This window comes from Candidatus Eisenbacteria bacterium (assembly GCA_018831195.1).
Classification (GTDB): Bacteria; Eisenbacteria; RBG-16-71-46; order CAIMUX01; family JAHJDP01; genus JAHJDP01.
On record JAHJDP010000118.1, the window covers coordinates 17,293 to 30,189 of the forward strand.

A 12,897-nucleotide genomic window follows, 5' to 3' on the forward strand; every position below is an offset into this window, starting at 1 on the left:
TATGTATCCTCCGCTTGCCAAGATCCTGAAGGAATGAGTGTTCAGCCATGGGAAGTGTTGGGGATCTTGTGTTCTACCGGAGCCGTCTTGTGCAACACCCTGAGTTAAAATGACTGTTGCCTTCTGAAGCGTCTCTTCAGAAAGGGTGGCTGTGACATGCTCCGAACTTTCACATGCCGGAAGCAACGCATCGATTTTGATCCAGCATCATGTGAACGACCTGACTGTGCTTGCTATTTCAGTTCAACAAAAGGGAGGAAGTAGACATGTCTTTTAGAACATCAACCGCTGTTCTCCTAGCAGTTGTGTTATGCTTGGCAACCGCCGTGTTTTCTGTGATGGCTATGGAAACCGGCCGTCCCGCCAGCGCCACCCCTTTGGGTGAAAATGCTATACAAACACCAGGTGACACCAAGGAGGCCGTCATCGACCTGGATTCCGGCGGATTGCGCTTGGATGTGGGCGATCCCGTCGATCCCGACGAGGTTTTAATTGCCGCCGCTGATTATTTGAAAGCGATGCAGGCCGATGTTACCGACGATAACGCCGGAAACGGCACTGACGGTTTCGATGAAACCCCAGACGACCCCGACGACGCCGGGTGGGACTGGAGGGTGACATCGCCGCCCGCGCCCTTCCATCACACCACAGCCGCAAGCTCATCCAACTTATATGGCGCAACCGGGCAGGGCCTTTACTATGCCTATCTTCTCACATCCGATGCGACCTATTTCACCGCGTTGACGGATGCGGCGGATGTGATGATCGCAGATCCAGGTATCCGTTCAGGCGCCGACTTGAAATTCCTTCTGAATTACAACACTTTGCCCGGCGTCAGCGGGACGGCCTATAAAGACGCCGCAAAAGCAAAATTCGACGCCAGGATTGCCACTTACGGCTCGGCCCAAGCCCTTGCAGAGTACATACGAGATTTCCGGGGGATTTCAAACGGATATCCCAACGGCATCATTGCATGGGATATTGGGATTTGGGCCGTCGTTGCGGCGATGCTGGAGAATGAGTATCCCAGTGACCCCTATGATTACGCGGCCGCCGGTGTCGCCATCGCGGAAGTGATTTACCAGGATTCCTTCAATGACACCCCCGGCTATTTTGATATCGATGACGATGATGGCTGGGATCCCACATACTCCGACGTGAATTTCTATTGGTACAATCTAGGCATCACGGGATTGATCGACGCCTTTGATGCCACCGGCGTTCACACGGTCGAGATTCCGGGTTTGATTTCCCGGCTTCTGGATGGCCAATACGCCAGTGGAGCCATCAGCTACTGTTACGGCGCCAATACCGATGATGAAGATTGGCAATCCACCGCCTATGCCGCCACAACCCTGGCAAGCTATGATCAGGCTGCCTATCAGAACGAAATCAACGCCATGTGTTATTGGCTCGGCATTACCCAAGATGCCAGCGGTGGTTTTGTCTATTCCTCCGGAAACCACTATCCGGAAGTCTGTGGCGAGATTGCCGCCGCGCTCTATTTTGGAGAGGCGCCGACCGTGACGCCGGAGCCGCCGACTCCCGGCTGTGTCTCCACTATCGATCCCTGTATCGTGGTCCCATTCAATATTTCACGAACCGATGATGAAGATATCCGCGGCTACAGCGTCACCTTCACCATCAGCAGTGAGTTGGCCTTGTGCAATGGATCGGTTTTTACAGATATTCAACAGGGAACCTATCTGAACTCTGTAGCCGGCACGCATTACGAGGTCACCAATAATGGAGCCGGATCTTATACAGTTGATTGCGCCATCCTCGGTGGAACCTGCGGCGCAACAGATCCGACCGGGACGCTCTTCAGCGTCAATCTCACGGCCTCCGGCGCCGATGGAATCGGAACGATTGCCATCAACAATATCCTGCTTAGAAATTGCACAAACGGCGCGATTACATCATCGTTCGGCGGACCCGCTGCTATCACGGTTGATACCGCAGGTCCCGTTGCCGTTACCGATGTTCTCTCCGTCCAGGAAAAGAGCGGCAATGGGAGCGACGGCCGAACGAATATCACCGTAAGTTTCACCGAACCGGGCGATGCAAATGAAGTCGAAGTGTGGCGCGCCCCCTACGGAGACTATCCGGAATATGACGACGGCACCGGGACTGTGCCGACAGCGCCCTCCTATTCGGATCCCCCGCCCACTCCATGGGTAAAGACAACACTCAACGCGACCGGGCAGTCGGATAAGCCTCCAACGCGTGACTTTTGGTATTATGTTGTCTTCACCAAGGACAATTGCGGCAACATATCGGCTATCTCCAATATGACCGGTGGAACACTAAATTATCATCTCGGCGACATCTCCCCATCTCCCACCGGCGACAACGAGGTTAAGACGGTGGACATCAGCGGTCTCTCGGCGACGTACGGCCTGTCGCACGGTGACGGCGGATACAGCAACTACGCCGATGTCGGTCCGACCACAAATTTCACCGTCGATGCCCGGCCGACCACAGACAACATCATCAACTTCGAAGATTTGATGATGTTCGCCATCAACTTCAACACTGTTTCGTTCACCGGCGGATCGCAGCTGGCGGAGGTCCCCAAAGGCGGCCTCAAGCCGGCGAGTTTGGCTCTTCAAATGGATCAACACTCACTCCTTCCCGGCAGTGACATTCAGGTCCGGTTGCTTCTATCCGACAACACGATCGAAGTTAAGGGTATCCACACGCAAATTGACTTTGATTCCGCCACGCTGGAGTTGCTGGGTATTGAAGAGGGCTCCTTGTTGAGCGAACAGGGGTCCATGATCTTCTTCAAGGATCTGCCCGCCGACAAGGGTGTCGTCATTGACGCCGCCGTCCTGGGCGAGGGTGAGGCCCTCAATGGATCCGGAGAGGTCGCCATCCTCTATTTCCGTGTCCGGACACCGGGAGCAAGGCCGAGTTTGTCTGTTGCAGAGCTTCGGGGGCGCTGGAATCAGCCTCTCGGAATTTCTGAAACGGCTCTGGAGGCGAAGGAAGACGGGGATGTCCGCCCGCTGGCTATCGGGTCGGAATGCCGTTTCCTCGGAGCGCGGCCCAATCCATTCGGCGGCGCCACCGTGGTGATGTTCGATCTTCCGGCGGCGGATCAGGTGGCGTTGAAAATATATGACGTGAAGGGCCGCTTGGTGCGGACACTGGCTGATGGCGTTCTCGCCGCGGGCCGTCATAATGTGACGTGGGATGGCCGCGGGAACGACGGCCGGAAGGTCGGCGGCGGGATGTACCTGTGTACATTCCAAACAACCAGCCAACAAGCAAGTGGAAAACTATTCCGTGTGAATTAGTTTTCATCATCCGATGCGGAGGATGGCATGAGAAGAGAGAAGAACCACCTTGGGTTGGTGACATTGCTTCTCGCCGGCGGGCTGGTTTGGCTGAATCCTGTTGTGGCGGGGGTTTCGGTTTCGATACAACCCGATACAACCTATTCTCAGCCGGACCAGGAGTTCACGGTTGATCTTTGGATCGATACCCTGGGAAGTGAATTCGACGGATATGAAACGGTGCTTCGCTTCGATCCTGAAATGTTGGAATTCATATCGATTCAAGAAGGGAACTTAATGACCAATCCTTGTGGAAACACGTGGTGGATCCACGAGGAGGGCGCCGACAGCAGCTATATCTCTCATGTCATCCTCTGCGGAGGATTGACGGTAACCGGTCCTGGTGTTTTGTCTTCTATTACATTTCGCGCTCTAATGAACGGGATAACCTCGATCACGTTTGATTATATCGAGTTTTACAGGGCCGGCGAGTATGTCCCCGACATTTCATCCCAAGGGGGGCTCGTTTTTATCGGGCCCATCAGTGGTTTGCGGGAAGGCGCCCCGGAGGACGGGCGGCCCGCGTTTGAGGATCCACAGTTTACTATCTTCCCAAGCCCTTCGGGGCGCCGGTTGGGAATGGCCTTGACGCTCGCGCAAGGAGGGCCGGTAGAGATTGTTCTATATGATTCATCCGGACAAAGGGTCGCCCGGGTTTGGCAAGCGCCGTTTCTGGGGGCCGGTCATCATGAGATATTTATAGACACCGGAGCTCAATCCAAGCTTATTGCTCCGGGTGTGTACTATCTCAAGCTCGTTGCCGGTCAAACCGAAAAGACAAGAAAAGTGATATTGATTCCGTAGGTCGGGCCCGGCAATGACTCCGCCGGCAACTCCACCAAGAAGCATACCTATTTAATAAATACATCCTTCAGCATCTGCACCGTCGTGTCGCGGCCGAGGCGCGCAATGGCGTCGGTGAGCTTGATATCCTTCGGGCAGGCCTTGACACAGTTCTGTGCGTTGCCGCAGTCGGTGATGCCCCCGACGCCCATGATCTCGTGAAGCCGTTCTTCTTTGTAATACTTCCCTGTCGGGTGATTATTGAAAAGCCATGTTTGGCCGAGCGGCGCCGGCCCGATGAATTTCGATGTCGGGAAGAATTGGGGGCAGGCCTCCATGCAACAGCCACACGTCATGCAGCGCGATAGATCATAGTTCTTTTCCCAGTCCTTCGGGCTGACCCGCGGCGCATGGACATGAATGTCATAGGCGCCATCGAGATCGATCCAGCCGCGGATCTTCCGCAAGGCGGCGAACATCCTGTCGCGGTCGACCATAAGATCGCGCACCAGCGGAAATTTCGACATGGGCTCCAGGACGATCGGCTGCTTTATATTATCTACGAGGGTGGAGCAGGCCTGCCTCACCTTCCCGTTGATAATCATCGTGCAGGCGCCGCAGACCTCTTCCATGCAGTTCGCCTCGTAAACGACCGGAGCCACCTTCTCACCCTTTGCGTTAATGGGATTCTGCTGAATCGCCATTAAAACCGAGATGATATTGTGTTGCGGCCTATAGGGGATTTCAAACTCTTCCCAATATGATTTGGAGTTCGGATTCTCCTGCCGCTTGATCTTGAGACGTATGACATCTGGCATCTTTTTACTCTCCGGGTCTTTAGCGATAGTCCCGCGGCTCATCGGGCGGCAGAACACTTATTTCAATCTTTTCATAGCTGATCTGCGGCCCGCTTTGCGTATGCTCAGCGACGGTGGTCTTCAGCCATTGCTCATTGTTGGCCTTCCACTTCGCGCGATACTCTTCAAATTCCGGATCTCCGGAGAATTTCCCCTCCGGGATCTTCAACTCGAACTCCGGCTTCCAATGGCTGCCACGGCACTCATCTCTCATACGGGCGCTCTTTGCGAGGACTTCGCCAAGGACGATCATGTCGTATACCTGGCGTGCGTAGATAAGCGGCTGATTGGACCAATTAGCCGTATCATCCAGGCTGATTTTGTTGAACCTGGCTTTCAGCTCCTGCAACCCGGCCAGCGCCTCATCGAGGGTTTTATTATCTCTGATGATTGAGACGCCATTGCGCATTAGCTCACCCAAATCGTGATGCAGAAGGAAGGGGTTCTCGTCACCCTGGCTGTTCATTAGTCCTTGATTGATCGAATCCTGGCGCTGTTTCTCATCCGAATAGATGTTTCCCGGCAATGAATCGGCGCCTTCTTTCAGTCCTTTGACATAGACGGCGACGCTTTCCCCGGCGACCCGGCCGCTGAACGATGCCGAGAGCAAAGAGTTCGCTCCAAGCCGGTTGGCGCCGTGATAGGCTCCGTCACATTCACCCGCAGCGAAGAGCCCGGGAATGCTTGTCTGATGATTGCGGGCGGACGGCTGCTTCATGCCGCCGCTCGCTTCATCTTTTTCCCAATCGACCCAGAGGCCGCCCATGCTGTAATGAACAGCGGGGAATATTTTCATCGGGACCTTTGTCGGATCCTCGCCGGCGAACTTCTCGTAGATCTCCATGATGCCGCCGAGGCGCGCGCGCAAGAAAGCCTCGTCCCGATGGCTCAGATCGAGGTAGACGAGATCCTTTCCGCCGATGCCATTGTTCAATTCGCGGCATACCTTCCAGATGGCGCGGCTGGCCACATCGCGGGGAACGGTGTTTCCATAGGCGGGATACCATTCCTCGAGAAAATACCATCGCTCCTCTTCGGGGATCTCCTTGCCGGGACGGGTATCTTCCACATTCTTGGGAACCCAGATACGTCCGCCCTCACCGCGCGCCGCCTCACTCATGAGCCGGTTCTTGTCATCACCCGGCATCGCGGTGGGGTGGAATTGAATAAACTCGCCGTTGATAAACTTCGCACCCTGCTGGTAAACGCGGGCGGCCGCCGCACCGGTGCTGTTGGTGGAGTTGGTCGATTTGCCGTAAACCAACCCGAGACCGCCGGTGGCAAGAACGACGGCGTCGGCGCGGAAAGCCTTGGTTTCCATGGTGCGCAGGTCGATCGCAACAATGCCTTTGCAGGCTCCGTTGCTATCTTTAACAATACTGAGGAACTCCCACCACTCGTATTTGTGAACCTTGCCGGCCTCTTCGTATTTTCGCACCTGCTCATCGCAGACGTAAAGGAGTTGCTGGCCGGTCGTCGCCCCCGAAAAACAAGTGCGCTTGTTCTTCACGCCGCCAAAGAGGCGGAGATCCATCACGCCTTCCGCCGTCCGGCTCCAGGTGACTCCCATCCGGTCAAAGGTCCGGATCAGCCCCGGCGCCTCTTCGCACATGGTCTTGATCGGCGGTTGGTTCGCGAGGTAGGCGCCGCCCTTTATCGTGTCGATGATATGTTGCCGGATCGAGTCCCGCTGCCCCTTTGTATCAAGGCATGCATTGATGCCGCCCTGCGCGCAGGCGGAGTGGCTTCGCTTGACCTGGAACAACGAGAAGATATCGACATCGTAACCGGCTTCCGCAATGCGAATCGTGGCCCATAGCCCGCCGAGTCCGCCGCCGACAACGATGATTTTCGGTTTCTTCACTGCCATATCTTCATTCCTTTCCAGAGACTAATGTGCGGAAGCGTTAAAACCGAGGAGCGCCTGTCCGCCCAGCGCCAACAATAACAGGCCGACAACCGCGAAAATGCAACTGGAAATCTTCTGGGAACGAGGTCCAATGGTGATGCCCCATGTGATGCCCATCAACCACAAACCATTGGTTAAATGATAAACAGCACACAAGATGCCGATGGCATACCAGATGGATCCGAGCGGTGTGCTGAAGATTTGCGCCATTTTGGCGTACAAGCCTTCTTTCGCCAGATTGCCCAGCAATACCTGCATCCGGGTTTCCCAAACATGGGTCAGGATAAAGACAAAGGTGATGATGCCGGTATACCTCTGCAGCGTATACATCCAGTTTCTAAAGTAACCATACCGCCCGACATTGGCCCGCCCTTGAAACCACATAATGACACCATAGATGCCATGAAAGAGAATCGGCAGGGCAATGATGCAGACTTCCATTATGGTGACAAAGCGCATATGTGAAATTTTATAGACCACATGCTCGGTGAAATACTCAGCGCCTTTGGGAGCCAAAGAGTTCTCAAAGAGGTGGAACATTAGAAAGGCGCCGATGGGGATCAATCCGAGCAGGCTGTGAAGTTTGCGAAGGGCGAAATGCCGGTCAATGACAGTGGAGGACATCTGCGTCTCCTTTAATCCTCTTGATTCCGACAAACGTTTCGGCGGGAAGGCGGCTATCCTTGCAATAGCCACAGACTCAGCACTTCAGATTACCGGATGATCCCATCCGGGACAAGAAGGAAGCGAAACAACATCCAAACATCCGTTTTTTCCACCCCCGGGGAATCCACGTCCGCGAAATGGCGTCGCGGCGGCCGCACCGGCACATGGACAATTCAAAACGGCAATGCTACGCTTTACTTTTGGTGATAATACTGGTTGGGCGGTGGCATAGATTGAGTGACGTCTCCGGATGGAGGGCGGCAAAAACCCGGACACTTATGAGAAGCCAAACCCTCGATATCCTCTGCTGCCCCCTCTGCCGGGGCGGCCTCGACATCACCCACCGGCGAGCCGTCAGCCCCGAGGGGCGCCTGCGCGACGGCGTGCTCGCCTGCCGTCTCTGTAAGACCCGTTATCCCGTCCTCTCATGGGTGCCCCGCCTGATAACGCCGGAGGCCTTCACGGCGAGCGAACACGCCATGCTGAATGCATGCGGCAAAGATCGGGCCGATTCCCCATCCGTCATCGAAGAAGAACGCCTCTCCCCCGCAGAGATCGAGAACCGAATCCGCCGGCAGGTCTTGGACAAGGTCGCCTATAAAGGCGGCTCTGAGAAACTCCGGGTGCGCGCTGAAATGGATGTCGAGTACCGAATTTCTCATACCGAGGAGAAGGGAAAGTTCGTACGCACGGCGGATCACTACCTCGCCGAGCCGCCGAAGACTATTCTTGATCTGGGCGGCGGGCAGGGGGGCACCCTCAGCGCTTTTCGCGAGCGGTACAAACCCGAGACGGCGATCTTGCTCGATATCGATCCGGAGTGGATGGAGGTCGCCTGGCTGCGCGATCCCGATACCGAGGTCATTCGCGGCGACGCCAATCAGATGCCCTTTAAAGACGGATCGATCGACTTGTTGGTGTCCACGGCGACTCTCGAGCACCTGCCTCGCTGGAGAACTTCGCTCGAGGAGATGGCGCGTGTTTCGCGGCAGGGACTGCTCTGTTACGGCCCCAACGGCTTATTCCCTTATGATTTCGGACACCTCGACACACCTTTTGTCACTTGGCTGCCCAACGGCCCGGCGTCTTGGGTCGCGCTCCTCTGGCACCGTCTCCGCCGGACCGGCCGGACCTTTGATTCAATGAAGAACGAGCTTGAAGAAACCTTCTACATTCCGCGGCCCACCGTGGCGCGCTTGCTCCGCCGGCAGGGATTGAATGTTAAAAACGCTTTTTCTGAGTTTTTGAAACACTCCGTGGAAGAAGGGTATCATCCGCGGGCGGGGCGACTGAAGCGTTTGCTCTATCGAAACCCCTGGATGCGCCGTTGCTTCTGCGGGACCCTCTCTTTTGCCTGTATGGAGCCGAATGTCTATTTGTTTTATCGCCGGCCGTAGCCGTCGCGGCCCCTACCTGTCGCAGAGGCCGGCTTTCGTCATGAGGCCGCCCGGATATCCACGCAGGCCTTGGCGACCGCAAGGCTCGACAGGTCGCCGATCTGTTTTCCCAGCGAACTGGGCAGGACACGGCAGGCCTCCCGCGGCCAATGCCAGGTATACTTTTTCAGCTTTTCGCGGAGGGGCTTTAACAACAGCTCCCCTTCGTTGACGGCAATCGTTCCGAGGAAGACCACTTCCGGATTCAGCACCATGATAAGGTTGCCGATCCCTTGGGCCATTCTTTCCACATAATCATCCCACTCCACCAAGGCAAATGGATCATTGGCCCGCGTCGCCGCCGACAAGGTATGGTGCCCGATCTTTTCAGGATCCCCGGCGGCCAGGTCGAGTATCCTTGTCTCGATCTTTTCAGAGAGGATCTTTTCCCGCAGGTAGTTTCCGACACTCCGGCCGCCGACATAGGCCTCCCAGCAGCCCTTGCGGCCGCAGGCGCAGTCTCGACCGTTTCTCTCCACCGTATGATGCCCGACCTCTCCGCCCATATCATTTATCCCCTGTATCAGGCGGCCGGCGGCGATGATCCCCGCACCCATCCCCGTACTGCAGGTTAGATAAATCATATTCTCCACGCCGCGATGGCTTCCAAAAAAATTCTCGGCAAGGACGCAGGCGTTGGCGTCATTATTCATTGCTACGGGGCGGTTAAACATCCGGCTGACTCTTTCGACAATAGGAATATCCACCCAGCCGGGGTTGTTCGGCGGCGCAAGGAGCATCCCGCGCTTAACGCTCAAAGGACCAGGGGCTGAAATTCCGATGGCGTCGACATGATTGATGGATAAAGCAGCGCCGCGGAGAAGGCCCGCGCACATTTGTTCAAGTTCCGCGAAATAAGTCTCAAGCTCCCCCGCCGGCCGGCTCGGCATGCGCAATGAGGCGAGAATCTTCCCCTCGCCATCCCCGAGGCAGGCCGCGGTTTTTGTTCCCCCGATATCGATACCGAGCAGCATCATCGCAGCCTCCCCAAGGGCGCCACGCTTCCAACGGCCTAGGCCGGGGGAACCATTTTCACCGGTGGTTCATAGCGCTCGTAATAGCCCAACAACATCCCCTTCTCGTCACGAACCGCCCGCATATAGATCCTGTATTTCTCATTATCGGTGATCATCCGCTCGTCGAGGCCCGATTTCATTTCAGCAAATATTTTTTTAATCACCGCATTGGATTCACCATTATGACAATCGAAGATCGACGTGCCGAGCAACGCCACACCCTCTTTGTAATGTCGCGCCGCGGCGTTGTTCATATAGCGAATGATGTGATCATTATCAACAAAGAGAAACGGATTTTTTAGGCTGTTCAAAAAGGCTTCCAGCATTTTGGCATCCGGCATTTCCCCTCCTTCATTTCCTGTAGACACGGCGGCAGGGATGCGATCCGGCCTTCTTATATATCATGCGGGGCAAGGAGTTACAAGACTCTGGCACCCCACCCGGGAATCGGTTAGGCTCTCCCAATGGCTGTCTTCATCATGCTGTATCCCGCTATGGGCCGGAAAGGAAATACGCCGAGGATTCCACAAGCGGGCCATCTGATCGAAACTCCGGAATGGAGGACCCGAAAATGAGATTATCCCGGATTCATATCTTTATACTAATCATTCTCCCTGTTGTTTGCCTTTCGTTGATTGTGGGGTGCGGCGGCGAGAAGACGACGGCGAAACTCGAACCGCTTGATGACGCGACGATTCAGTCGATGCGCAACGCCAGCCGCCTGGGTTATGCCGCGATAGAAAAAGGTGATCTTGACTCCGCCCTCGTTCAATTCGCCGAGGTGGCGCGCTTGGCGCCGAGCAGCCCCAACGCCCAGTATGATATCGCCTGCGCCCAAGCCATAGCCAATCATCCCGATGAAGCCATCGCTGCTCTTCAAAAGGCGGCGGACAAAGGATATTCCGATTGGCAATGGGTGAACGAAGACCCCGATCTCATCAAGCTGCGCGACCATGCCGATTGGGAAGCGCTGATCACAAAGATGAAGGCCAACTTTGCGGCGCAGCTAAAGGATCTCGAGGGTCCCTTACCCTCGGTGAGTTCCGCCGGAGATCCGGTCTTTACCGACATCGATACCCTTGATGCCTATTACAATAAAACCTTCTGGGATACATACCGGCGCTGCGCCGTTTTCCCGGGCTCGGTGAAAACCAAACTCTGCAGAGAGATTACCGCCCGCCGGCTGGCCGCACTTCAACTTTTCTCAAAAATGCATCCCGCGGTCGCAGATCAATATGCCGCGGACATGAGCGCTCTGCACGCCACGACACAGCTGGCCGGATTGCAGCAGCAGTGGATCGCCGGCAGACCCGAGGCCGTAGCGATTGCAACAAAGATCATGTCATCGTATCCCGACAGCGCCGGCGCCGCGGAAGCGGCCCTGTGGAACACAAAGGCGCGGGTCGCGGAATATGTCGTTGTTCATGATGAAATCCAGCCGGATGAGGCCGCCCGCGCGGTTTCCGACTTTATCGCAACCGCCGACAAGCTCCCTGATGGGCGCTGGAAGAGCGAAGCGCTGGCCGAAGCGATTGTCTTCAAATCCGGCGCAACGCCCGACATCGAAGAACTCCAGCCTTTAGTCGACCGCTTCCTCAAGGGAGGGCGGCAAAGGATTCGCGAGATTGAAAAGGGATATGAATTGAACGAGCTGATTCTACGCGCCTCCGGCCCTGTTGATTTCACGGCGACGGATATTGACGGCGAAGAGTGGACCCTCGACAAGCTTCGCGGCCGTGTCGCCCTGCTCGATTTCTGGGCGACCTGGTGCGGGCCGTGTGTGGCCGAGATTCCCACATTGGTCGAGCTCACCAAAACCTACCCAACTGATAAGTTTATCATTCTTGGGATTTCCCAGGACAGCGCGGACCGTACATCCATCGATGATTTTCGCGCATGGATGGCTTCCCGGAATATGACCTGGCCCCAGATCTACACCGGCGAGGGATGGGGAAATCAGCTGGCCAAGGCTTACACTGTTCCCGCAATCCCTTTCCCCGTCTTGCTTGACGCGGATGGCCATGTCGTCGCGGCGGGCGGCGGAGCCCGCGGTGAAGTCCTCAAGGAGCTGGTCAAGGAGTTGTTGGAGGAGCCCTCATGAAAAACCGCTGTCCCTGGCCCGGCGCCGACCCGCTTTATGTTGAATACCACGACAAGGAGTGGGGCGTCCCCGTTCATGATGATATTAAACATTTTGAGTTTCTCATTCTCGACGGCGCGCAAGCCGGACTCAGCTGGCTGACGATCCTCCGCAAGCGGGAAAACTACCGCAAGGCTTTCTCGGGATTCGATCCCAACAAGGTGGCGCGCTTTAACTCGGCGAAGATTGAAAGACTGCTGCAAAATCCGGGAATCGTCCGCAACCGGCTGAAGGTTGAAGCGGCCGTCGCCTGCGCCAAGGCTTTTCTAAAAGTGCAAAAGGAGTTCGGCTCTTTCGACACTTACATTTGGTCTTTTGTCGGGGGCAAGACAAAGCAGAATTCCTGGAAGACATTAAAAGAGATCCCCCCCAAGACACCCGCGTCGGAGGCCATGAGCAAAGATCTGAAGCGCCGGGGCTTTCGCTTTGTCGGACCCACCATCTGCTACGCCTATATGCAGGCCGCCGGGCTGGTGAACGATCATCTTGTCGGCTGCTTTCGGTATGAACCGGTGCGCCGTAAACCCTGAAAAGCGTTGGCCCCGTAACCAACTGTGGCGAAGCCGGTTGCGGCGTTACCTTCGGGGCCCCACCCCATTCTTACCCTCTAGTGATCTGCTATCAAAAGTGTTATAATGAAGGCCATCTACGGGTTTCGGTTGGCGCGAAAGCGCTACCCGGCGAGATTTCTTTCAGTTGCGGCCCCGGGGAGGGGCGGCTGTTGGACTCGTGGACAGGATGTCAATCAA

The 12,897-nt window shown here is 55.9% G+C and carries 10 protein-coding genes; 5 read left to right on the forward strand and 5 right to left on the reverse strand.

Going from position 1 to position 12,897, the window contains the following annotated elements; all coding sequences use genetic code 11:
• The first annotated feature begins 266 nt into the window (after positions 1–266).
• Together KJ970_20270 and KJ970_20275 are read left to right on the forward strand one after the other, a co-directional pair.
• A complete protein-coding gene (locus KJ970_20270; GenBank protein ID MBU2693260.1) occupies positions 267–3,302 on the forward strand; it encodes a hypothetical protein in 3,036 nt (1,011 codons plus the stop codon).
• 27 nt (positions 3,303–3,329) lie between these two features.
• Complete coding sequence (locus tag KJ970_20275; protein MBU2693261.1) at positions 3,330–4,145, forward strand: T9SS type A sorting domain-containing protein; 816 nt, start codon at positions 3,330–3,332, stop codon at positions 4,143–4,145.
• 47 nt (positions 4,146–4,192) lie between these two features.
• Here the strand turns inward: KJ970_20275 and sdhB are convergent, their stop codons facing one another.
• The 3 genes from sdhB to KJ970_20290 are packed head-to-tail and all read right to left on the reverse strand — an operon-like array spanning position 4,193 to position 7,514.
• Entirely contained in the window at positions 4,193–4,942 is a 750-nt protein-coding gene (gene sdhB, locus KJ970_20280) for a succinate dehydrogenase iron-sulfur subunit (GenBank protein ID MBU2693262.1), read from the reverse strand.
• Between the two features lie 19 nt (positions 4,943–4,961).
• Positions 4,962–6,851: a succinate dehydrogenase flavoprotein subunit gene (gene sdhA / locus KJ970_20285; GenBank protein MBU2693263.1), complete on the reverse strand. Its 1,890-nt coding sequence runs from the start codon at positions 6,849–6,851 to the stop codon at positions 4,962–4,964.
• Positions 6,852–6,872: 21 nt separating this feature from the next.
• On the reverse strand, positions 6,873–7,514 hold the full coding sequence (locus tag KJ970_20290; protein MBU2693264.1) for a succinate dehydrogenase: 642 nt from the start codon (positions 7,512–7,514) through the stop codon (positions 6,873–6,875).
• A gap of 320 nt (positions 7,515–7,834) precedes the next feature.
• On the opposite strand from KJ970_20290, the gene KJ970_20295 reads away from it, so the two are divergent.
• Positions 7,835–8,953, forward strand: coding sequence for a methyltransferase domain-containing protein (locus tag KJ970_20295; protein MBU2693265.1), 1,119 nt, complete (start codon positions 7,835–7,837; stop codon positions 8,951–8,953).
• Positions 8,954–8,991: 38 nt separating this feature from the next.
• Here KJ970_20295 and KJ970_20300 read toward each other — a convergent pair whose 3' ends face one another.
• Both KJ970_20300 and KJ970_20305 read right to left on the reverse strand, forming a co-directional pair.
• Positions 8,992–9,969: an ROK family protein gene (locus KJ970_20300; GenBank protein MBU2693266.1), complete on the reverse strand. Its 978-nt coding sequence runs from the start codon at positions 9,967–9,969 to the stop codon at positions 8,992–8,994.
• 35 nt (positions 9,970–10,004) lie between these two features.
• Positions 10,005–10,349, reverse strand: coding sequence for a PAS domain-containing protein (locus KJ970_20305; GenBank protein MBU2693267.1), 345 nt, complete (start codon positions 10,347–10,349; stop codon positions 10,005–10,007).
• A 230-nt stretch (positions 10,350–10,579) separates the two neighbouring features.
• Between KJ970_20305 and KJ970_20310 the strand changes: the two genes are divergently transcribed.
• Together KJ970_20310 and KJ970_20315 are read left to right on the forward strand one after the other, a co-directional pair.
• On the forward strand, positions 10,580–12,109 hold the full coding sequence (locus KJ970_20310) for a redoxin domain-containing protein (protein ID MBU2693268.1): 1,530 nt from the start codon (positions 10,580–10,582) through the stop codon (positions 12,107–12,109).
• Positions 12,106–12,678, forward strand: a complete 573-nt coding sequence (locus tag KJ970_20315) for a DNA-3-methyladenine glycosylase I (protein MBU2693269.1) — start codon at positions 12,106–12,108, stop codon at positions 12,676–12,678. Before KJ970_20310 ends, KJ970_20315 begins: the two co-directional genes overlap by 4 nt.
• The last annotated feature ends 219 nt before the right edge of the window (positions 12,679–12,897 follow it).